The 23520-nt window shown below is 49.1% G+C and carries 16 protein-coding genes; 5 read left to right on the top strand and 11 right to left on the bottom strand.

All coding sequences use genetic code 11. The features are described 5' to 3' along the window. Nucleotides 1-17: 17 nt before the first annotated feature. The 4 genes from SPB21_RS15625 to SPB21_RS15610 form a co-directional block, all read right to left on the bottom strand. The gene (locus SPB21_RS15625; RefSeq protein WP_499061798.1) at nt 18-761 is read right to left on the bottom strand and encodes a glycoside hydrolase family 24 protein; all 744 of its coding nucleotides are present in this window, start codon (nt 759-761) and stop codon (nt 18-20) included. 468 nt (nt 762-1229) lie between these two features. Continuing rightward, complete coding sequence (locus tag SPB21_RS15620) at nt 1230-1766, bottom strand: hypothetical protein (RefSeq protein WP_163667647.1); 537 nt, start codon at nt 1764-1766, stop codon at nt 1230-1232. A gap of 345 nt (nt 1767-2111) precedes the next feature. Further along, entirely contained in the window at nt 2112-3095 is a 984-nt protein-coding gene (gene ygfZ / locus SPB21_RS15615; RefSeq protein ID WP_499867087.1) for a CAF17-like 4Fe-4S cluster assembly/insertion protein YgfZ, read from the bottom strand. An 86-nt stretch (nt 3096-3181) separates the two neighbouring features. After that, nucleotides 3182-4168 carry an ABC transporter ATP-binding protein gene (locus SPB21_RS15610; RefSeq protein WP_499867086.1) on the bottom strand — a complete coding sequence of 329 codons (987 nt, stop codon included), beginning with the start codon at nt 4166-4168 and terminating at the stop codon, nt 3182-3184. A gap of 163 nt (nt 4169-4331) precedes the next feature. Between SPB21_RS15610 and SPB21_RS15605 the strand changes: the two genes are divergently transcribed. Then, nucleotides 4332-4493, top strand: coding sequence for a hypothetical protein (locus SPB21_RS15605; RefSeq protein ID WP_163667656.1), 162 nt, complete (start codon nt 4332-4334; stop codon nt 4491-4493). Between the two features lie 31 nt (nt 4494-4524). On the opposite strand, the gene SPB21_RS15600 is transcribed toward SPB21_RS15605, so the two are convergent. Together SPB21_RS15600 and SPB21_RS15595 are read right to left on the bottom strand one after the other, a co-directional pair. Then, nucleotides 4525-5478 (bottom strand): sulfotransferase family protein, encoded by a 954-nt coding sequence (locus tag SPB21_RS15600; protein ID WP_499867085.1) that lies wholly within the window; start codon nt 5476-5478, stop codon nt 4525-4527. Between the two features lie 229 nt (nt 5479-5707). Further along, nucleotides 5708-7147, bottom strand: coding sequence for a YcjF family protein (locus tag SPB21_RS15595; RefSeq protein WP_499867084.1), 1440 nt, complete (start codon nt 7145-7147; stop codon nt 5708-5710). A 170-nt stretch (nt 7148-7317) separates the two neighbouring features. Between SPB21_RS15595 and SPB21_RS15590 the strand changes: the two genes are divergently transcribed. Both SPB21_RS15590 and SPB21_RS15585 read left to right on the top strand, forming a co-directional pair. Then, a complete protein-coding gene (locus SPB21_RS15590; RefSeq protein ID WP_163667664.1) occupies nt 7318-7830 on the top strand; it encodes a DUF937 domain-containing protein in 513 nt (170 codons plus the stop codon). A 183-nt stretch (nt 7831-8013) separates the two neighbouring features. After that, on the top strand, nt 8014-8466 hold the full coding sequence (locus SPB21_RS15585) for a phosphate-starvation-inducible PsiE family protein (RefSeq protein ID WP_163667667.1): 453 nt from the start codon (nt 8014-8016) through the stop codon (nt 8464-8466). Between the two features lie 34 nt (nt 8467-8500). Here SPB21_RS15585 and SPB21_RS15580 read toward each other — a convergent pair whose 3' ends face one another. Together SPB21_RS15580 and SPB21_RS15575 are read right to left on the bottom strand one after the other, a co-directional pair. Beyond that, nucleotides 8501-9685: an iron-containing alcohol dehydrogenase gene (locus SPB21_RS15580; protein WP_499061802.1), complete on the bottom strand. Its 1185-nt coding sequence runs from the start codon at nt 9683-9685 to the stop codon at nt 8501-8503. Between the two features lie 20 nt (nt 9686-9705). Next, the gene (locus tag SPB21_RS15575; protein WP_163667673.1) at nt 9706-9996 is read right to left on the bottom strand and encodes an antibiotic biosynthesis monooxygenase; all 291 of its coding nucleotides are present in this window, start codon (nt 9994-9996) and stop codon (nt 9706-9708) included. A gap of 268 nt (nt 9997-10264) precedes the next feature. Here SPB21_RS15575 and SPB21_RS15570 point away from each other — a divergent pair, with 268 nt between their 5' ends. Further along, entirely contained in the window at nt 10265-10615 is a 351-nt protein-coding gene (locus tag SPB21_RS15570; RefSeq protein WP_499867083.1) for a hypothetical protein, read from the top strand. On the opposite strand, the gene SPB21_RS15565 is transcribed toward SPB21_RS15570, so the two are convergent. From SPB21_RS15565 to secA, 3 genes are all read right to left on the bottom strand, one after another. Continuing rightward, nucleotides 10612-13128 (bottom strand): CHAT domain-containing protein, encoded by a 2517-nt coding sequence (locus SPB21_RS15565; RefSeq protein WP_499867082.1) that lies wholly within the window; start codon nt 13126-13128, stop codon nt 10612-10614. The genes SPB21_RS15570 and SPB21_RS15565 overlap by 4 nt on opposite strands. Then, nucleotides 13125-16340 (bottom strand): two-partner secretion domain-containing protein, encoded by a 3216-nt coding sequence (locus SPB21_RS15560; RefSeq protein ID WP_499867081.1) that lies wholly within the window; start codon nt 16338-16340, stop codon nt 13125-13127. Before SPB21_RS15560 ends, SPB21_RS15565 begins: the two co-directional genes overlap by 4 nt. 106 nt (nt 16341-16446) lie before the next feature. After that, nucleotides 16447-19257, bottom strand: a complete 2811-nt coding sequence (gene secA, locus SPB21_RS15555; RefSeq protein ID WP_163667689.1) for a preprotein translocase subunit SecA — start codon at nt 19255-19257, stop codon at nt 16447-16449. 208 nt (nt 19258-19465) lie between these two features. On the opposite strand from secA, the gene SPB21_RS15550 reads away from it, so the two are divergent. After that, nucleotides 19466-23365 carry a CHAT domain-containing protein gene (locus SPB21_RS15550; RefSeq protein WP_499867080.1) on the top strand — a complete coding sequence of 1300 codons (3900 nt, stop codon included), beginning with the start codon at nt 19466-19468 and terminating at the stop codon, nt 23363-23365. Nucleotides 23366-23520: the final 155 nt, after the last annotated feature.

Below are 23520 nucleotides of genomic sequence, written 5' to 3'. Positions count from 1 at the left end.
CCGCTGCCAATCAGCCGCTAGGGGACTGAGAGTTCTTCTTCTAGCATCTCGCCATAGATGCGAGGCAGATGGCCGGACATAGAATTGGTTTCGATGCCATAACCTAGACTGGTCCAGGTGCCTGATAGCAGTTCTAATACCTGATTGATTTTCCCAGCCTGTAATTGCTGACTAATATCCGTTCCCCAAGCATCTGGATCAGCCAGCCAGCGATAGACAACAACATCCTGTGATTCAGGCGAAAAATCATAGACTTGCCAAAATTCAAACCAGTCCGGCGGATAGGGATGGTACTGCTCGGCTTTGGCTTGCCAGGTTGTTGTCAAAAACTGATATCGCCCCGCAGCGGTTGTGCAGTCACCCAGATTTGGACCGGTTTCGATCGGTACACAGGTATCAGGATGGTGACTCAATTGATCAATGGTCTTGCCACCATACAGCAGGCGATATGGCTTATCCATATTAGATTCGCTGGCTGAGATGGTCCGCATTAGGGCACGTATATATGGATCACCCCCCACCATGGCCAAAGGCAATGGGGATTCTACCCAATTAGCTGAGCCTAGGCCTAATAACCTAGATGGATCAAACCATGCTTTTGGTAAACGGTAGGGCCAATTCATTTTTGGGGATGCCCAGTGGAAAAGCACCCCAATAACCCCTAAAAACATCAAAATTGTGATGAGCAGAGGACCATAATCTGCCTTTTGCTGTGGGGCAGATTCTTCATCAAGAGAATTAATAGGAGGGCGGGAAGACAAGTTTCAGGATCCTAGACAGGTGAATTGATGGTCAATGAGTGGTGCAAGACCCACGATCACGAAATACACGATAAGGGTGTCTAATTTCCGTTGCTTTTGATATTAACCCTGGAGTTGAAACGAAAAATCTTTGGAATCCTGATAAAGGCTCTAGATTATATCGCAATAGAATCGTGGCTATATTGCTATACATATGGCTTGGCGCAGCCTCTCCTTCAGAGATATGCAGCCTCTCCTTCGGAGATGAGATATGCATTCAGCAGTGTGCTATAAGTTTCGTGAGCATCTAGTATATCGAACTATTGAATTATCGCCACGGTAACGTGACCTGTCTGTGCCAATATTCCCATGGGATTGTCCATCAACAACCATCAGCATTAAAGGGAGCTGCCAATAGGCAGCTCCCTTTATAGAGAGTTCAGCATATATATATGAAAGCAACACCGAGCAAATTTAGCCCATTTAGGGTTAAGCGACTGCTCGTTCTCGAGGTTGCTGACTTGCTGTGACAGATGCTACTTTCTCAACAGCCGGTTCATACTTGGTGTACCAAGCTTCGCTACCAGGTGTAGGCATCAATTGCAGTTGAGTTAACGCCTTATCAATCTGACGAAAATAATACTCTTGTTCTATGGAGATAGAACGGGGATGACGTTCAGACTTATGATCTGTTGTGGCATGAGACAGAGAGAGTAACCAGCCGTGAATCCTACGAATACTTGTTTTGGCGTCAGCAATGCCATTAACAAATGGTGTAAATGTGGGGGCATTGTAAGCGTCGTCGTCGGTTAACCATGCAGCCGTTTCGAGGCTTGGTAGATTCAGCAGCAGCTGATGCAGAGCTCTGAGCTCGGCTAAATAATTGTTCCAGGTAATGACCTCCTGGGAGGACTGACGCTGAGAGTACTCTAAATCGTACACGTAAGATTTGACTGACGCTAACGCATCACTAACAGCGTAGCGAACTGCTCGATCAAGCGGTAATCTCCAAGGGGATGTTGCCATGACTAAAACCTCTAAATAGTATTGTTATTTGCCACATTGATATGAAACTGACTAGCCCTACCCCAGGGTAGGGCTAGTCTTAGGAATAAAGTTTTTTTCAAACCTGATACGTTGGCCTATTCCTGTAGACAGCGAGTGTTCTTCAGAACTAAACTGCCATGAATCTCTTAACGCACTTTCAGAGTACCCATGTCAGAGTTAGTCTTTCCACTCGGAAACGATTTTTAAATTTTAAAAAATCTACAGCGAAAAAGCCACGCTTCTCCTATTGTAGCTACTAGTTGTTCTGTTTTAAAAAAGAAATTCCTGAGAAAATATTAAAAAATAACATTGCTATCCGTTGAGCTAGGGAGCAGTAATGGGAGACTGACTGTCATCCAAATAGCCACGGGATAAAAATGGCAGATCTATTGCCTCAGCCGTAGTGTCTTCTACCTCTAAAGTTAGCCCCGCGCCTCCGGCTTTAGTACGCAGGTACCCTAATCCCCAAACACCAGTATCGTCAGCTACCACACTAGTGATTTTGCCCATGGGAGCACCTTCCAGGCTGAGGGCGGCATCAGCAGGTACTAGTTTGTCCAGCTTAAAGCCCCAAAGTTGTTTCTTCACGCCCTGATAGGTGTTGAGTCGAGCAATGGTTTCCTGGCCGATATAACAGCCTTTTTCAAAGGAAACTGTATGCCAGAGTCCAGCTTCCAGGGGGTTATCTTTATCGGTTAATTCTTTCCCAGGCATAGGGCGACCTTGACGAATCCGTAGCACTTCCCATTCCTGGGCGGATAGGCAAGATATCTGTTGCTCAATTAGCCAGTTTTGTAACGCAGGACCGTGCTCTTTAGCACCGATTAAGGTATGGCCAGGTATTCCCAAACCGGTTTCTCTGACAACTTGAATTTCAACGTTGCCAGCAGGCCAATTGGCCAGGATATGGCTGTAAGGGGCAGTATCGGGTTGAGGTAACTCAAGTTTGGTTAAAAGCTGGTCAGTTTCTGGGCCTAGGATGGTAATGGCAAAGGTTACTTCGGTTTGATTGCTGAGATTAACTTTGTCGGCAAAAAAGATATAGCGGTCCATCCAGGCGATCAGTTCGTCTGCCATGCCAGGAGATACCATCAGCAGAACACTACTGTTATCTACATAGGCGCTGACTAGATCCAGGGTGCGTGCTGTGGATGTAACCAGTACTGTTTCACAGCCCTGGCCGGGTGCTAATTGTTCAAAAGCATTCGTCGTTTGGTTATGGAGAAAGCGGAGTCGATCATCTCCAGTGATCTGAATCCGCCCCCAATCTGAGCGATCAATAAATGCAGTAGTAGAGACTTCGACCATGACAAATGCTGAGACACTACGTGGTGAAGTTTATACTTTAGAGCTATTTGGGGGTGATTGTGTCCCCTTGATCGGGAAATTAGTGTTTAGGTTTTGCTGGGTGCTGTCCCTTGCTGGTTGATTTGCTGAATAAAAAACGCCTCTAGGGAAAGCCGACTGAGGTCTAGAGTAATTAGACGGCCATTCATCAAGGTGACGCTGGCCATAAAGTCGTTGGGATTCCCTTGGAGATAACCTTGCCAGTAGCCGCCTTCGAAGGTGAGATTTTGCAGCCATTTTTCTAGAATATCCAGACTGCCCCCCTGGCCTTTTACAAAATAGGCATCGGGAGCCCCGAGTAGCTCATGGAGACTGCCCTGGCAGATCAGTTCACCTTCGTTAAGGATAGCGATGCGATCGCAAATGACTTCCACATCGGCCAAAATATGACTATTAAAAAAGATCGTCTTACCCTGGTCTTTCAGCGACAGAATGACTTCCCTTACCAGGTAGCGACCCGTAGGGTCCAGTCCCGACATGGGCTCATCTAAGAAAATGATATCTGGATCATTAATTAGGGCTTGGGCCAGGCCGATGCGCTGCAGCATCCCCTTGGAATACTGGCGCAGCTGTTTTTTAATGGCCGCCTGTCGTGATAAACCTACCCGATCCAAAAGTTCAGGAATTCGCTCTTTATATATAGAGGCTGGAATATTAAACAAACCAGCAGAGTAGGTGAGAAATTCCCAGCCAGTTAGATAGTCATAAAAGTAAGGATTTTCTGGCAAGTAGCCGATTTGCTGCTTAACAGTTGGGTCGCCAGCAGGCTGATTAAGCAGCTGAGCACTGCCTGAAGAGGGACGGATAATACCTAAAAGCAGTTTGAGGAGTGTGGTTTTGCCAGCACCGTTTGGGCCTAATAATCCAAACGTTTCTCCTTGATATATCTCCAAGGAACAATGCTGTAGTGAGGTTATCTTTTGATTTAGCCAAAAACCCGTGCGATAGGTCTTACTCAGATCCTGAGTTTTAACGATAACCGGACGATGCACAATGGCAGACGGGTTAGCACCAGTGGGAAAAACGGTGTCCATTAACTCACAAAATACGACCCTTAACGGGGCGCTGCACACATTAGGTATGGTCTAGTCGGTATAGTTGAGAAGGGGGTAGATTCTCAATAACCTAGATTAGGTTATCAGAGCGTTTAAATAGCCCTGTCATACTATGCCAAAACGTTAGACTACCTCTTTTAATATGGATCGTTCAAAAATTGTTGCGATTATTACGGGTGCAATTTCATTAGTATTAGCCATTGCCTATTTATTACTGGTGCAGATGCTGGATTTTCGTGGCGAAATGGTGCCAGCACCGATGGGTAGTTTGGTGCTGGGTTGGGGGAATTTCTTGGTCAGTTAAAAGAAATTCTGTATTTTTCAAGTCCTTTTCCTTAGCTGGCATCCTTCAGCCAGGCCGACAAATCCCGTTGCAAAAGATCCTGGAGTTTTAGAATATCTTCGCGATAGTACTGCTGTAGGAGGAGCATGTCTTCCTCTGTGAACTTCGCTTTGTCCTTGTCTTGGGAATTTATGGAAATCAGCTTTTCACGCAGCTGATGTCTCAGATCTGTGGGAACGAGCTGCATGATGCCAGTGGCAACCGTGCGGATGGGGTTTCGGGTTTTGAGTAGGCGATTGAGTGCTTGGTTCTTGGGAACTTTGGCTGTTTGGGCCTTTTTATCAGTATTTGCCACAAAATCAGCGTTTACGCCAATGGATTGATAGATGCCCTGCATAAAGGTTTGAGAGTTTTTGCGCAGGTCGTCATAGAGGAAGACATCTATGCGGTTGCGATCGCACACATCAAAAAAGTGCTTTAGGGATTCGTAATATTTTCCCTTTAGCAACACATAGGACGTGTCGCCACGGCTGCGGACTTGTTCCGCCAGGGGCGTCTGTTTGCCGATGGCGTCGCGCCTGTTCATTAAATAGTCAGAACAGGCCCGTTCTACGGGATTACGTAGTATGGCAATCAGTCTGGCTTTGGGTAAACGCTGTTGAATCAGCTCAGCCGAGGTTTGGTAGTTGAGCATGTAGTTGGGAGACACCTCTCCCAGGGCCAGATGCTCATCGGTTGCCCCATCAAATAGTTGGGTATATAGGTCCCAACTAACAAGTCCATTTTTTTTACGGCGTTTCATCTCAGCTGATGCATTGTCCCAGTCCTTGTTAAAGAAGTCTGTTTCTTTAACCGGGCTCATGTACACCTGGGGATGCTGCTTTAGATAGTTATATATAGATGTCGTCCCTGCTTTTTGCACACCAATAATTAGAAACGTGGGTGTGCGCTTGGCGACAGCTGACTTGAGAATACTGGGGGCAGGCTGCGCGTTGTTAGCGGTCATTGTTAATCAGGGCTGAGTAGATTGGGGCTAGGACAATTTAAATATCTATTGTCGTTATCTCTAGGGTGTAGAGATGTATCTAATGGGCTTAAGGAGTATTAATCTGACGATGCCATCAGATTAATCGCTGTATCACCATTCTATGGACAAGTTTTCCTTATAGATAGTCATTTTTGGTAACTTCATCTCTGTTACATAAACCTGATCCGTAGTGGCCTCAGCAGTGGGTTCAGCTACGAACAGAGGCGATGGCTTGCTGAATAAATTGTTGAACGATTTGGTCGCGACGGTTGAGCTGGTAGTGCTTTTCCAAAACAGCTTGCATACCGCCATCACCCCAATCCTGTTGGTTTTCAAAATAGTCCACAAAACTTTTGCCCGCGATGCGGGTTAAATAGGCGGCGCTCACACCCTGTAAAAGTTTTCCAGCGACGGCTGTGGCCAGATTTGCCTGGAGTCCAACGGTTAATAGTTTGAGTGCTCCTTTAACCAGGCCCAAGCTGCCCATGGTTTTGGCTAACGAGATCGCTAGGGTGCGGGCATCTTCGATGCTGACGGAGATGCCATAGACCTGACCCAATTCCACCACCATTTGGGTATTCACGGCGGCGGTGGCGAGCATATCCACGACGGGTAGCGGTGTGGCGGCTAATACCCCTGCCCCAATCCACTGATAGCGGTCAATAATGGCCTCAGCCTTTTGCTGACGTTGTTGGGTGAGCAGCTGTCGTGCTTCTATGCTCAGCCGCTGGGACTGTAGCAAAATGTTGTTGGCAATCAGGTCGCGACCTTCGGCCCGAAGAATGGCGATAATGCGGTCGATGAGGGGCTGAATGTAGGGGGTGAGGTCGTCTTTGGGATGGGCTGCGATCGCAACCACATCCTCACCCTCCATCTGCTGTCCGATCCGCTGCCGCAGTCGACTGACCAATAGCGCCACCTCATCATCGGTGTAATGATCAATCTTGTTCAGCACTAGCAAGGTGCGCTTACCCACTGCTAGCAACTGCATCAAAATCTCATACTGCGCCCGATGCAAATCATTGTCGACTACATACAGCAATAAGTCAGCCTGGGTTGCGAGTTCTCGGGTGTTTTGATCTGCCGCACCAACATCGAGTAAACCGGGACTATCACTGAGGATAATTTCCCCATCAATGGCCGGAATAGCTATCCGGTAATCTTGCTGTTGAGTCGTTGTCCCTTTAGTGACCGCTGTTTCTCCAGCCATTTCTCCCATTAGGGCATTGGCCAGAGATGTCTTACCTGCTGAGCCGCTGCCCACAATTACTAAATGCAGCCGCTGTTGTTCAAAGGCATGGGTTACGGTTTTCGCCCGTTGAACTAACGCTTGCCGTGCAACTTCATCTTGGATGTGGCTAAGCTGTTGATCCAGACTTTGCAGTTGGGCGACGGCAGCTTCGCTGGTGGTTTTGGGCAATGGTGGCGGCTGGGCACGATGACGCGGACGCAAAAACAGCCAGCCATAATAAGCAACTACTCCCAACGCGGCTAGCATAAGCACCACGATCAAACTAGTGATTGCCTGAGCCAACCATGGATGTAAGTTAGACAGGCCAGCATAGAGAGTCCCCAAGGTGCTGATCAGCCATAACAGCAAACCGAGAAAAATCAAAACTGCAATAGCGATGATTAGAGGTCGCCGCATAGATGGTGCTCGCTGTCGTTAGGTGACATCGCTGATTGAATATTAGACATATAGCCTAAATTCATAAAATGAAATTGCCAATTTTTTACCTGAGTTAGTGTAGCGTCCTACTATACACAAGGCGGATGAGTGTCGCCAATTGTTGCTAACCAAGGACATCTTTAATCCCCATGGGAATATTTGATCAAGTAATGGGAGCCATTCAGGACCCCAATCGTGAAGCTAGCATCGGTCAGCTTGGCCAAATTGTATCGATGGCGCAGCAGGTTGCTCAGTCAAACAACGCTAACCCTTCAGCAACTCAGCAAGCTGCCTCTGTGGTGGGTGGCTTTGTTCAATCGGCACTGAGGGAAAAACAACAAGCCCAGGGTATGGACGCTGTTCTTGACTTAGTCAAACAGGGTACGACAGATGGTGCTGGTGTACTCCCTCAACTATTTAGCCCTGCACAGCAAAGTGCGGTGGCAGCAGCCGTAGCTGAAAAAACGGGCCTTGATGCCAATCAGGTGCAGGCTATGCTGCCCATGGTGATTCCCATTGTGATGAAGTTTCTTAATCAGGGAGCTGCTAAGTCTGGGACTCAAGCCCAAGGCAATCCACTGGTCACTGCTTTCCTCGATGGTGATGGCGATGGCGATGTGGATATGGGTGATATTTTGAAAATGGCTGGTCGGTTTATGTAAATAGGCCTACTACGGGTAGTAAGCAATGGGCAATGGGGGGATCTTAACCGCTTATCAGCACCCTAATAATTTGACGCCTCAAAGCCCACTCCCTATTCATTACTCCCTACTCCCTATTCCCCGCTCCCCACCATCTGCCTTGTATAGTGCTCCTAGAGGGGATCCGTTTTCTGGAGCATCTGTATGGGCAGTAAGAAAAATGGCAAGCGATGGAGTTGGTTAAGTGCTGAAAGCTTTCTCCACGGTATTGATGGCATAGAAACTATTGTTTCGAAGCTGTTATCCATTGCCATGCTGGTGGTGATCTTTGTGATCATGGTCGATCTGGTTCGGTTTTTAGCGGTGGCATTATTAGAGCCTAGCCCTTCAGGCTTTTTTAAAAACACCCTCAGTGAAATTTTTGGCCTATTTCTGAGCGTCCTAATTGCTCTAGAAATTTTGGAAAATATCACCGCCTATCTAAAGAAGCATGTGGTGCAGGTAGAGCTGGTGATCGTTACCTCACTGACAGCGGTGGCGCGTAAAATTATTATCTTGGATCTAGAAAAGGTAACCGGTATTAGCCTTATTGGTTTGGCAGTTGCGATTCTCGCCCTGTCAATTAGTTATTGGATTGTGAGGAATATCCATAGCTAAATTTTTAGGGAGTGGCATTGAGTTGCCCCATGATTTAAATACGAGAGAGTACAAGAGTGCTAATCTCGTTTTGAGTTAGTTGAATAGGGTTATTGCGATTACGAGTTTTAGCGATTACCCGTTTTAAATCTGACACTTCGACGCCATACTCACCTAACTTAGGTATCTCAAGTTTCTCGGTCCAATTCCACAAAGTCTGACACAGTGACTCTCCATATTTAACGGGCTCCTTCCCTGGCTCGCCATCTAAGAAAGCTCCCAGCTTAGCCATCTTGTCTACTGCTGGATTCTTGGGGTCTCGCTCTAAAAGCGCTTGCCAATTTGTCTGGTTGGCAGTGGCTAGGAGAGTGCCACAGACAACACCATGGGGTATGGGAAAAAATCCACCCAATGGTGAGGCTAATCCATGGACAATGCCCAGCCCCGCATTGGCTAGGCAAATGCCTGAGAGCATTGAACCGTAGGCCATGGCCTCACGCACGGTTAAATCGGCAGCACCGTCACCGCAGGCTGCCAATAGATTTGGGCCAATGGCGGTTAAACCACTCCAAGCCAAGGCATCTGTCATGGGGCTGGCGGTAGGGGACAGATAGGGTTCGAGGAGTTGAGTAAATGCATCTAAACCGCAGGCAGCCGTAATATGGGGTGGACAGGTAATTAACAGCTCGCTATCGACAATTACACCGTCAGGAATCAGATTTTCATGGCGGATAGATTTTTTAAAACCCTGGGGACCCACTTTGCTAATGACGGCGTTTTTGGTCATTTCGCTGCCCGTGCCAGAGGTGGTGGGCAGCGCTAGATAAGGGATTTTCTCTCCACTGTGGGCAATGCCTTTACCCACGCCTTCCAGGTGATCCATGATGGAATTGCCATGGGGCAGCATGGCCGAAATTGCCTTACCTGCATCGACTACGCTACCGCCTCCAATACCGACTACTGCCTGTATCCCCTCATCTCTGTAGGTTTTGCAAATGCCGTCAATGAAAGCAGGTGTCGGTTCCCCGGTGCAGCTGATAATTTCGTAGGTTAGCCCAACTTGTTGGAGGCTGGCCTCAATTTGAGCTAGCTTGCCCGTTTTTTGCAGAGACTGCCCACCAATGACGAGCAACAGTCGCGACAGCCCTCTCTTTTTTAGCCAGGAAGGGATTAACTGTCGTTTGCCAGCCCCAAAATAAATTGGGGGCACTTTGGCAAAGCTAAAGTCTGCAAATACCATGGAGTTTCTCCAGTTGCCGTTTAAGGAGCAATGACGTTGTAAGGCTTACCCTGCCGAGGCTGAGCCATCCAAGGAGCAACGGTTTCACGCCAGGTCAAATAATGCTCGGTTTGCTTATGGGCAGCAGCCCCTTCTGCGGTTTCGTAAGCCTCGTAGAGCATAAATTTGGTTGGCTCATCTGGATCCTGCAAAAAATCGAACCTGATGTTAGCCATTTCTTGCACTGAGCCAATATGGTTTGCCTTTGTGGCCGCAATGAAATCATCCACATGTTCTGGTTTTACAAACACATGAACGCAGGTTACAACCATAGATGTCTCCTTATGGGGGTGAGTTTTTAGAGGTGAGTGGTGAATGGTGAGTCGTGAATAGCGAGTTAGAGTACGACCACTCACCGCTCACTGTCCTATCCAAAATTTTGCTCTTTATACCGATATTCAGCTGATAGCAGTAACCTGGTGCAACAAAAGTTGCAAAAACTTACCTGGCGAGCGCTGAGAACCTAAAACTTTATGACAGCGACGTTTCTGTATAGAGGCTGGCGTTACGATCGCAAAGCAATCCTCATTGTTAGTTTTCATGGCTTCTCAACTCACCCTCAATCTGGTTCAAGGTTCGGTTCAGTTTAGTTTTTCCGTCGCGGCTGCCCAAGAACTGAAGTCAGCCTTAGTGACCCTGACCCAAACTCTGAAAACCTCCGCAGCTGCTGCGGTGGGTGCGGGTAGACCTAAGCCAGTTAAACCAACAGAATATCGCCACACTGGGGATGTATTTTTGGAAATTTTCTGTAACCCCAATATTTGGCCTAGCCCTTTTGCCGCCAAGCTTTTAATTACCGTGCGAGACGAACACATACGCCTGACGACCGAGGCTGAGCTAACGCGCATTATTGAAGATGTGAATCTTTATTTAGAGGTGAATGATGGTTAGCCGCCCACTAATGTAAATGCCGCCCAATTAATGGGGGCAGGGTAGTTATCGAGCATTGATAGCATCGCCTGGCGTAAGGCTTGGGCGCTGTCTTCGCCTGCCAAGCGCTGCCCATAGAAGTGAAGCATCAGGGCTGAGGTGGCTTCATCGGGCACTTGCCACAGCGAAACCATGACCCTGGGCACTCCTGCTGCCAAAAATGAACGCGATAGGCCGACCACGCCATCGCCTGTGATCCGTCCTCGCCCTGTATCACAGGCGCTAAGCACCACCAAGTCGGCACTGAGCTGGCTGTCTAAAATCTCTCTGGCGGTTAGAAACCCATCGCTTCCAGGTCCAAGCTGATCATTGGGGCCAGGGGCCAGGGCCAGTGATCCTTCTAAAGGGTTGGTTTCATTAAAGAACCCGTGGGTGGCCAGGTGAATCAGCCGGGCTGATGACAATGCTTGCTGAATGGTGGGCTCAGTAGCTTGATCTCCGATGATGGCTTGGGTGTTGAAGAGATTGGCAATTTGTTTGGCCTCATCCCGTGCGTAGGGTAAGGGCTGTAGGTTGGCTGGCATGGGAGACGGATCGCCTACAATCAGCATATCGTCGGCTTGGGAGAGAGCGTTGTTGGTTGGTTGTGCTCCTTGTAAAACTTGGATTGCAGGGGCTGTGAGAATTGTGTGATGCTCGATTAAATAACTGTTGTCTTCTGCCTGTAACGCTGGAAAAGGGACTAAAAAAAGTTGTTCTTGCGGTATAAAAAAGATTCTTGCGGTTGGTTCGCTGGGCAGCAAATCGGCAATGGGTTCAATTAATAAATCATGCAATTCTTTCCAATACTGCTGTTGTTGCAGAACAGGGGCAAATGCTGAAGTTGTCACCTGATAGACGTCACTCAGGGGGACCACTGGATTGGGCAGGACAAAATCGGGGTGGCTGAGGGTAACGGTTTGAGCCTGGGGATTGATGGCGGTGACTTCATAGGGGGGCCAATCTGTGGGTTCTCCTTCACGGCGTACCTGATCACCGGGGCGAATTGCTGAAGAACGCAGGCCGCTGCGATCGCGACTCGTCTCAACCAAAGCTGCGATGGAAATATCCTTCCCTTTGAGGTCAACCTGCCGAAAGTTCACCTTCCCCGTGGGCTGCACTACCCAAATATAGAGGCTTTCCGCAGTTCCCCTTTGTTTGCCCTGCACCTTAAAACTCGCATCAGGGACTAAGGTATATTCCACCAGGGTTGCTTGCTGTTCCTGGGCAATGGTTTGAATCTCCTGAAGAGAAATTTTGGTGGTAGGAATCTGGTCAGAACGCTGAGCCAGTAATTCCACAAATGCCTGGGCCCGTCCCCGTTCAGCAATTTCTAGGGCTGCTTCCGGTTTGTTTTTGGCTACCAAAATCTGTTGCAACAGATTATAGGTGAGCACATGGGTATCAAATAGCGAGATATTGTACTGATCTTGACTGGGGCGCAGTGCTTCTAATGTGCGAATAGCGGATCGTAGTGTAGCCTCCGCTTCTGCTAGCCGGTTAGCCCCAAATAGGGCATGGCCTAGATTATTTAGGGTGCGACCCTGGCGACGTGGATCATCAATGGCGGTTGAAAGGCGAATGCTACGAGAGTGCAGTTCAATCGCCTGGCCATAGTCATCAAGTTCTTCATAAGCCAGTCCCAAGCCGCTGAGGGCGTCGACTTCCAGACCGGTATTGCCCACGGTGGTTGCCAGGGTCAGGCTTTGCTCATAGTTCTGAATGGCCTGGTCTAGCTGGCCTTGGGCATGAAAAGCTGTACCTAAATTGTTCAAGGCATAGCCGATGCGCAGGCTGTCATGGAGGGATTGGGCAATGGTTAAACTTTGTTGGTAAAGCTTAATGGCTGCTGGGTACTGCCCTTCTGTGGCGTAGGTAGCACCTAAGTTGTTCAAGGCGGCACTTTCCTGTAGTGGATTGTCCAGGTCTTTTGCCAGTGCCAGACTGCGCTGATGTAAGGCAATGGCCTGGTCAAAATCTCCTAGGGATTCATGGGCGTTCCCTAAGAGTCCCAGTAACCTTGATTCGCCCAGTTGATCGCCCTGGTCCTGCATCAGCGTTAGGGCCTGTTGGTACGTGGCGATCGCATCTAAATACTGCCCCAATGCTCGCTGTGCAATGCCTTGATTTCCTAAAGACTGAGCCTGGAGCCTGGCAGCCATGGCAGGCTCGTCTACCTGAGCTGAGCTGTCTAGAGCCCGGCTAGCTAAGGCAACAGCGGCTCGATTTTGCCCCAGGGCAAGATGGGCTGCGGCTAAACCATTGAGGGTGGCGGCTTGGTCTGCGGGGCGTTCGTAAAGGGCTAGGGCTTGTTGCCAGGTTGCGATCGCAGCCTCATACTGGTGATTCCCATACTGCTGCCGACCCAGGACAAAAAGCTCAGCAGGACTCTGCGCAAAGGTCACTACACTTTGAAATGTAAGTAACAGTCCTAGCAAGACGCCCAGCAATAAGCGACCTGTCCTCTTGAGCCGCCGGTTAACCAAGAACATCATGGTCTGCTAGTTACGCTATCTATAGATGTATCCGGTGATGATATATCTGGTAATAGATCTGGTGCCACATCCAATGACTGTTCAATCTGTTCAATGGAGATGCTGCTTTGATCTGCTTCCCCATTGTTTTCTTCTAAACAATCCCCCAATAGTTGGGTGACACCGTCCTCCTGAGTGACTGTATCTGCATCACAGTCTTCCGCGGTTCCCCGTAGCGCCAGGAGATTATTAGAATCTTCCTCCGTTGCCACGGTTTCTCCGTCTTCTGTTTCTTCTAAATTATCTGTGTCCGCCGTGGAAAATTCTGGTCCAGACGGCTCCGTTGGCTGAGGTCCGGGTCTGGGTCCGGGCGTTGACCCCGATCCGGGACCGGGCACCTCTGGCACAAAGGGTTCATTGAAAAAGGCTGTGGCTAAGCTGCCATCACCTGTTAGCTGGGCAATAGCGCCATTGGTTCCACTGGCGTCACTGGGAAATTCAGTGTCGCTAAAGAGCGGTGTAAATCCACTCACCGTAGCCTGAAACGATGAACCCTCAGGGTTAATGGTGATCGTGACATTGTCGGCATCAGGGCCAACAAAAAATGGTGTCGATGTTACGGCTGCTGTCCCTGAAATGTCGTAATCATCGTTGTTTGTGGTTATGCCTGCGCCTCCATGGCGAATGCGAATGCGTCCCTGTTGTCCATTACCTGGACTCGTGGCAACACTCACTGGAATCAAAATTTCAATCTGCTGGCTTAAATCAATCTGGCTAAAGGCATCAGCATCAACCTCTTGTAAAAAGGCAATCAGGTCTGCATCTTCAACCGGATTAAGGGTAATTCTGACGGATGCATTGGAGACATCTGTAGCCTGAAACAGACCTGCTGCAGAGATATCTACGCCACCACTGCCAGCAGAGATGGTTTCCACCACTGTATTGCCTTCAGTGGATGTGAGCACCACCTCACTGTCGTTTTGAAACCCGCCACCTGCATTGAGCCGTCCGGTTGTTATTTCACTACCTGTAATCACAATATCGCCGCTATACTGCGCTACGGTATTGACATCTCCATTTAGCGTCACCGCACCAGGCGCTGAAAGAATGACCGGTCCCCCATCTGGCTGATTACTACTGGTATCAATGTCGCCATTGATTGTGATACTTGCCGGGCTGGTGCCTGCACCCGTTGCTACAAAATCAGTATTGAGATCGGGCAAGCCTAACTGAGGGACATTGGCCGTATTTTGCAGGCTGGTTTCTCCAGCTCTCAAAATCAAAGCTGGGGTTGTTGCCAAAAGCGAGTTATCAGAAATCAAAGTTGGTACGGGAAACGGATTTTCAACCAGCAGGAACGAGTTGCCAGATGAGGGATTCTGTCGCATTAAGCCAATGCTCAAGGTATAGCTGCCATTGGCAGGAATCACAGTAGAAAATGTCTGGGCACCCGTTGACGCATCACTGGGAGAGATAAAAATCCGTGGGAAGTTTTCAAAATTGTTGGATGTTGGGTTTAAGCCGGGTGAGTCACTGGTTGCTAGTTCTGTGGTGGCGGTTCCAGTCAGCGCCACAAAGGCAAAATCGTCAGCCGTATCAAAATTCCCGGTTAGCCTGGTGACAAAGTTCCAATCAAAAGAGACTGTGTCTCCTGCCTCAGCATTAAAGGTGGTGGTGATGGCGCTGCCTGTACTGGCCGTACCATCGCCTAGTCCGTCTAAGCTACCAGCGGGTAACCCTAAAAAAGTTTCTAACTCAGCTTGGGTGGCTGCATTAGTCCCATTGGCAATATTGAGCGCTATTTGGGATGGAGCAATGTCAGGGCCAAAGCCAAACTGTGACGTTTCAAAGGAAACATCGCCTATGCTTTCCCAATCCAGGATCTGTGGCAATGTGGTGTCTGGTCCTGTGATCGTGATGTCACCATCGACGGTAATGCTGCCTGTGGCTTCAACCTTTAGCGCAGGCCCACTGTAGCTACCAAATGAGACATTGCCATCAGCGCTAATAATTGGGTCGTAGAGACTGATAAAGTTTGCGGACTGTTGCTCAAGGGTCGTAAATTGAACATCGCCTGTGCTACCAATGTGGGCATCTAAAGAAATCTCACCATTGCTAGCTAGCACCACATCACCTCCGGTAATAGAGGTTTGATCGTTATACAGCGCTAGGATGTCGATGCTGTCATCCCCTTGGATGGTTAATCTACCGCCAGCATCCAGGTTGAGGGGCTGTGATGCACTGTCGGTAATATGAACGTGCTCTCCGATCAGGGTTGCTGCTTCGGCGGTGTTTACCTGACTACCAGGGAGATGCAGGTTGTTCTGAGCCACTAGAAGAGCCGTTTGGCCGTTGACTTGGCGCAGGATGCTGTCGCCTGGTGCGATCGCAATGTTACCTAAAGCCACATTGCCCTCAGCATCAACGGTAATGGCAGCTGCTTGTTCTGCCATGCCTCCAGTTAATAAATCTGCCAGCGAAACCGTTGTGCCCCCTAACTCCTCAGGTAATGCTGCAGTGGTTAAGTCTAGTCGCAACAGACCCTCCTGTAGGGCAACTGTCCCTGAAGCCTGGCTCAAGACCTGCACAGCCCCATTAACCGATTGCAAAGACCCTAAATCAATGACTGTGCCTGCTGCTAACATTAAGCCGCCATCAACAGATAAATCTGCCAGGTTAACGATGGCACCCGATGCCTCAGAAAACGCTAAACCGCTAGGCGCGCCCCCTAACTCCTGGATTGTATTTTCCCCGGTGATATCGAACCATTGATCGCCAAAGCTAAGACCATGGGCCGTAGTTGCTGTAAAAGTAGCGGGTAAATCGAGGCGAGCATTAGGACCAAACAGCACACCAGCTGGGTTAATAATAAATAGATCGGCAGACCCACCCGTAATGGTCAATAGACCATCGATAGTCGAGCTATTACCGCCAGTAACGTGACCAATCACTCTCTGCACAGCTGGATTGGCTAGGAAATCAGCGGTGGCATCTGGGGGCACATTAAACTGCTCAAACCCATAAAATAAGTTTGAACCCGCCTGCTCACCGCCACTAATGGTAATTTGAGCGTTATCAACTTCCACATTAGTGGCACCCTCAGGGATGACTGCCTGAGCTAACAGGGCATCTGAGATCCTTGTTTCAACCTTAGCAACGTCTACCGGAGACGCCAGGGGATCTACCAAGGCAATAACGGGGGGCGGGGTCGCCAGGGGAGTGACAAAAACCATGGAGGCTTGATTTTCAAGTTACCCCAACATTTATAACCCAAGGCATCTAATTTCGTTGAATACCTTGAGTTATCACCGGATTTAACTATAAATTTTTAAAAAATTGCTACACGACCTCTACATCAATAGGGCCATCAGTAGCCGCCGCCTGCGGTGGCGGCTGAGGCTGGAACTGGAACATGGTATAAACCACATTACGACGAATGCCAGTCATCATGTCCAAAAAGACCTCATAGCCTTCGCTCTTATATTCAATCAGCGGATCTTTTTGACCATAGCCACGTAAACCAACCGTTTCGCGCAGGGCATCCATCTGTTGCAGGTGCTCACGCCATAGGGTATCTATCTGCTGCAGAATAAAGAATCGCTCTGCTTCACGCATCAGACCTGGCTTCATCTTGTCCACCTGGCCTTCTTTGATGTCGTAGGCAATATGGACTTGCTCTCTCAAGAAGGTCTTGATTTCTCCCATGGAGAGATTTTCTAATTGGTCAGCAGTTAAGTCTTCGAGCAAATAGATAAACTCTTTAACTTTGCCAACAATATTTTCGAGGTCCCATTCTTCTGAAGGCAACTCAGGGTTGATATAGGCATCGACAATGTCATCCATGGTCTGTTCGCCATAGCCGATGACCAGTTCCTTGAGCTTGTCGCCCTCTAGCACCCGACGGCGTTCCGCATAGATGGCACGACGCTGGTTATTCATCACCTCGTCGTATTCAAACACCTGCTTACGAATGTCGTAGTAGTAGGTTTCTACCTTTTTCTGTGCGCCTTCTAAGGAGCGAGTCAACATACCCGATTCAATGGGCATGTCTTCCTCTACTCGGAAAGCATTCATCAGGCCAGCAACACGGTCACCGCCAAAGATACGTAGTAGGTTATCTTCCAAGCTTAAGAAAAACTTAGTGGAACCGGGGTCCCCTTGACGACCGGCACGACCGCGCAACTGGTTGTCTACCCGACGAGACTCATGACGCTCAGTACCGATTACGTGTAAGCCACCTAACTCAATTACCTTGTCGTGCTCAGTGTCAGTAAAGGCTTCATATTCAGCCAAAATTAGCTTGTAGACATCCCGTAGCCTCTGAATGGCTGGGTCTTCTGTAGGCGCTTTCTCGGCAGCGGTGGCAATTTTATCCTCGGCACCCAGCTCAGATAGACTCTGAGGTCCGTAGGTCTTAACGGCAAAGGCTACCGCATCTTTCAATGCCTTTTCAGTTTCGTTAGACAGATCAGTGGGGAAGATTTCAGGCGAAGCCTTCCAGGTTTTTTGTTTCTTACCGTTGCTCTGGAATCCTTTGGCACTGGTTCTACTACCACCGGCGGCGGCCACCTTGGCCACACCAAATCCTTGTTCATCCTCAGGGCGGACAATCTTGGGCATGAAAAATTCTCGGATCTTGAGGCGTGCCATATAATCACTATTCCCGCCGAGAATAATATCCGTACCCCGTCCTGCCATGTTGGTGGCAATGGTAACCGCGCCACTGCGACCTGCCTGGGCAACAATTTCTGATTCCCGTTCAACGTTTTCTGGTTTAGCGTTGAGCAGGTTGTGGTCTACATTGAGCTGTTGTAAAAGCCCTGATAGCAGCTCTGACTTTTCAACACTGGTGGTTCCTACCAGAACCGGGCGACCGGTTTCATGCATCTCTGCACATTCCTGGGCGAGCGCTTTCCATTTAGCTGGCTCTGTTTTGTACACAACATCCGATTTATCGTTACGAGCAATCGGGCGATTGGTAGGAATAATCGTGACTTCGATATCGTAAATCTTTTCAAATTCAGCTTCTTCTGTCTTAGCCGTACCGGTCATCCCCGATAGCTTGTCATAGAGCAAGAAGAAGTTTTGGTAAGTGATGGATGCCAAAGTTTGAGTTTCTGGCTGGATAGGGACATGTTCTTTAGCCTCAATGGCTTGGTGCAGACCATCACTCCAGCGACGACCCGGCATTACCCGACCAGTGAATTCATCGACAATGACGACTTCATCATTACGAACAATATAGTTAACGTCTTTAACAAATAATTCTTTTGCTTTTACGGCGTTAAATACAAAGTGAGCCCAGGGATCTTTCGGATCAAATAAATCCGTGACTTGTAGAAGGTTTTCTGCTTTTTCAAACCCTTCATCAGTGAGGAGAACGTTACGTGCCTTCTCATCCACCTCGTAGTCCACTTCGGTTTCTAGCTGGCGGGCCAGGTCTGCCGCTCGTTCATATTTTTCTTGAGGACGATCTACCTGACCTGAAATGATTAGCGGTGTACGAGCCTCATCCACCAAGATGGAGTCAACTTCGTCAATGATACAAAAGTTAAACGGGCGTTGTACCACTTCCTCAATGGAAGAGGCCATGTTGTCCCTCAGGTAATCGAAGCCAAACTCGCTATTTGTGCCGTAGGTGATGTCACAAGCATAGTTTTTACGCCGTTCTGATGGGCTCATGCCCTGCTGAATCAAACCCACTGATAGCCCTAAGAAACGATGAACCTGCCCCATCCATTCGGCGTCGCGGCGAGCCAGGTAGTCGTTTACTGTAACGATGTGCACACCTTTACCAGATAGGGCATTTAGGTATGCAGGTAGGGTGGCTACCAGAGTTTTACCTTCACCCGTCTTCATTTCAGCGATCTGGCCATCATGAAGCACCATGCCGCCAATCAGCTGTACGTCATAATGACGCATCCCCAAAACCCGAGTACCCGCCTCACGCACAACGGCGAAAGCTTCAGTGAGGAGATCATCAAGATCCTCACCATCCTTAAGGCGCTGCTTAAATTCAGCAGTTTTACCCCGCAATTCCTCATCTGAGAGGGCCTTGATTTCCTCTTCCAGGAGGGCGATCTCTTTGACGTCAGGTTGATAGCGCTTGAGCTTACGGGCGTTTGGATCGCCTAAAAGTCGTTTCAGCATGTCTGGGCAGTAAACGGCGAGTGTGGGTACTATACCCCGATACCTATCTTATCTAGATATCCTAAGCCGATAAACCCCCTACTTGGGGACGGTTTACCTCACTCGTAAATACATTGATTTTGATTGTGTCAAGGCTGTGCTCAATAGCGCCATAGTTTCAGACACTGTGGCAAGCTAGGTCGAGGGTGCTCTGTAGGAGTGAAAGCAAGTGCGTTTTTGGTCAATTGGTCTGATCAGTGGGCTCATGGGGGTTAGTGCCCCTGTGATGGCACAGTCTATTGTGCCTACGAACATGACTCAGGTTGAGCAACGGGCAAATGAGTACAGCATCACGGGTGGCCAACGGTCTGCTGATGGTTTGAATCTGTTTCACGGATTTGAGAGTTTTAATCTGGATGAGGCTGAACGGGCTAGTTTTTGGGTGCCTGCAGGTGTTGCTAATGTTTTAGGACGGATCAGTGGTGGGGATGCTTCATTAATCAATGGCCAACTACAGCTTTTAGGCAGCAACGCCGATCTATTTCTGCTTAACCCTGCGGGCATTATTTTTGGTGAGCGTGCCACCCTGGCTTTGCCGGGGAGCTTCTTAGCGACCACGGCAGACGGGGTAACGTTCGATAATGGCACCTTTCCGGTCCTTGGTTCAGTGGACTATGGCTTGTTGGTAGGTGAACCCACCGGGTTAGAGTTCTGGGCTGGAGCTGCTGGCATTATTTTGAATAGCAGTGATTTAACTGTTGATCCAGAAGCTTCGCTATCCTTAGTCGGCAGTAGTGTGACTAATACTGGTGATCTGAGTGGCACCAGCGGTTCTATCACTCTGGCGGCAGTGCCCGATAGTCACTACGTCCGTTTGAGCTCGGCTGGCTCAGTGTTGTCTTACGACCTTGCTGCGCAACACATTACCAGTGGTTTTAACCCGTTAGACTTGCCCACTTTGTTGACAGATGTTTCTGTGGCATCGGCAACAGGATTGGTGGTGAATGCTGATGGCAGTATTCAGCTGGCAGGGGCAGATATGGATCTCTCTCTCGGTACAGTGCTGTCTACCGGAGATATCAGCTTAGAAGGCGGTAATGTGCAACTCCTGGGGGAGCAGGTGGGGCTATTAGCAGGGACTGTCAATGTGTCTGGTACCCAAGGGGGTGGCAATATTTGGTTGGGGGGTAATCAAGAAGGCACAGGCCCCCTACCCAATGCTCGAGCTGTTTATGTTGCGCCAACGGTGGAGCTCAGCGCGGATGCTCAGGATAGTGGCTCCGGTGGCAACATCATTATCTGGTCAGAAGAGAGTAGTCGCATTTATGGGGCAATTTCTGCAACGGGTGGCTCCCAGGCAGGGGATGGAGGGTTTATAGAAACCAGCAGTCGTGTTTTTTTGGAGGTGACTCAAGCTCCGGATGTATCCGCTGCACAGGGTCGTGCTGGTTTGTGGTTGTTGGATCCGTTTGATATTGAGATTCGTAATAACGGTGGTAATAATGTGAACCTCCCTGCCGCAACTCCGTTTGAAGCGACGGGGTCGGTGGCCATTTTAGACATTGGTGTGCTCAATGCTGGTTTAGCCAATGGCAATGTTGTTGTTGCAACCACCACTAATGGGGGGACAGCCGCTGGAAATATTACTCTGATTGATCCGTTGGTCTATTCAGCTCAGCCTGGAGCCACGTTGGAACTGTTGGCGGCTGGCGATATTAGGGTTCAGGCTTCCATTACGCCCGGTGATACCTCTGGTCCCCTCAACCTGCAGTTACGAGCTGATACGGACAATCAAGGCAATGGTGTTGTCGAGATTGCTAGCAATGTTTTAGTCGACACGTCGGGGGGCGCGTTATTGCTTCAGGGCAATGGCGAGCAGACTGTTTCAGCGGCGGGTGTTTCATTGTTGGCAAATAGTTCTCTCCAGACCCGTGGTGGCAATATCACGATCGCGGGACGGCACAGCAATAATTCAGGTGTCTTGGTTGGGGCCAATACTTCGATTGATACGGCTGGTACGGCTGGAAATGGAGCGATCGCAATCAATGGAGTGAGTCAAACGGGCATTGGCATTGATTTAGGCGGCACTCTGACCATTAGCGACCAATTGACCTTGGATGGTCAAACAGGCAGCTCGACTCAACCCGCTGTCCGATCGACATTTGCGTTGATGGATAATCGGGTATTGGTGAATGCGGTCGGTAATGTTGAGTTGGATTCCATTCAAGCTGCAACGGAAATTGACATTACAACCGATGGATTGTTGCGGGTGACGGGCACTAATAGCGCTGGTCAAAGCTTAGTGACGACGGCTAATAACGGCAACATTCGTATTCGCCACGGGGGAGGAGGGCAAACGCCTTTTGTTGTGGGTAATGCGGCAGTGAATGGAACGGCAGGTGCGATCGCAACTAGCACCAATAATGCCATTACCCCCGTCAGATCATTCCTTGACAGCTTTTCCCAAGGCAATATCAGCATCGTGACAGCGGGCAGCACGAATCCAAATGATTGTGTGAATGACTGCAATGATTTTGACGATGACGATTTTGATGATGATTTTGGAGACAACGACTTTGGTGATGACGGTGCTTTAGACGATTCTTCTAGCCCCCTCAGCATTGCTGGCGATGAGGATGGCGACGACGTCCAGGACAATAATGATTTTGATGACGACTTCGAAGATGACGACTTCGAAGACGACGACTTTGACGACGACGACTTTGACGACGGCGACTTCGAAGATGACGACTCGGAGGAGACCGCAGACTCAGATGATGCTGAGGATGAGGACGACGATGAGAACGACGACAGCGACTTTGACGATGATGAGTTTGCCTATGGGGATGACTTCTCTGTTGATGTTTTAGAGGATGCTGAAATTACCGCAGAAAAACTCGATGGCAAAGAGAAAGTTCTAATCCAAGAATATTCTCAGTACTTGGGGGTGGAATCTGAGCCCAACTTACCCTTGCCAGAAGTTCAGCAAAAGTTGGGGCAGGTGGCGATAGAAACTGGCTATACCCCAGGCATCGTATACATCGACTTTGTGCCTGATGAGCGCGCTCAAACAAAGCAGGTACTGGAGCTAAACCAGGATAATTATCTGTTAGAGCTCATTTTAGTGACTCAGAATGGTCCCCCCCAGCGTTTGCTCATCGACACCACCAAGGCAGATGTGCAAAATATTGTTGCTCGATTTCATCGAGGGGTGACTAATGTGACATTTGGTCGTCGCTACCTGCGTTCAGCTCAAAAACTACACAACTGGCTGATTTCACCGTTGGAGAGTGCACTTAGTGAACAGGAAATCAGTCATTTATCATTTGTATTGCCCTCTGGGTTGCGATCGCTACCGCTAGCCGCCCTACATGATGGTGAAACCTTTTTGATTGAGCGTTACAGTTTAGGCATTATGCCCAGTGTCGGCTTAACCAATATTGACTACAGCGATATTAGGCCTGCTGAGGTTTTAGCGGCAGGAGCCTCCACCTTTTTAGAACAGCCTGCCCTACCTGCGGTTCCCTTAGAACTGAGGACCATTGCCGATACTCTCTGGCCAGGACGATTTTTCCTCAATGAATCCTTTACCCTGGAACAGCTCTTAGCCAATCGTCAAAGTGGCGACTACGACATCCTGCACCTGGCCACCCACGGAGAATTTCGTGCTGGTAATCCCAGTAATTCCTACATCCAGTTATGGGATCAGCGCCTTACCCTTGATCAACTTTCTCGCCTCAGCCTTGATAATCCACCGGTAGATTTGCTGGTGCTCAGTGCCTGTCGAACAGCCCTCGGCAGCCGAGAAGCGGAGTTGGGCTTTGCTGGCTTAGCAGTCAAGGCAGGGGTGAAAACCGCCATGGCTAGCCTCTGGCGAGTCGATGATGTGGGGACGGCTGGTTTAATGACAGAGTTTTACTCCAATTTACGCACCAGCACCATGCGCGCTGAGGCATTACGCCAGGCTCAGCTGGCAATGCTACGGGGCAATGTCTCAGTGGATGCCGGACAACTGGTCTGGACAGGTGGCACCTTAGTCATGCCGCCGATCTTGGCCGATGAAACGGGACTCGTTTTAAGTCATCCCTTTTACTGGGCTGCATTTACCCTCGTTGGCAGTCCCTGGTAGATGGTAATCTGTATTCCCCGATACCAAACTATTTGATGGTAAATATCAGTGGATTTGATGGTGGCTGTGCTTGAGTCTATGTATCGTGGTACCACCCCATTGTCTTAGCTTTTTGCGATTAAAGCTTTTTTACTATTCCTGTTTGTCTTTAAAGA

The organism is Leptothoe sp. ISB3NOV94-8A (assembly GCF_043421595.1).
In the GTDB taxonomy this organism is placed as follows: domain Bacteria; phylum Cyanobacteriota; class Cyanobacteriia; order Phormidesmidales; family Phormidesmidaceae; genus Leptothoe; species Leptothoe turfae.
Note: the sequence above shows the minus strand (reverse complement) of the source record. Positions and strands in the feature narration are given on the sequence as shown.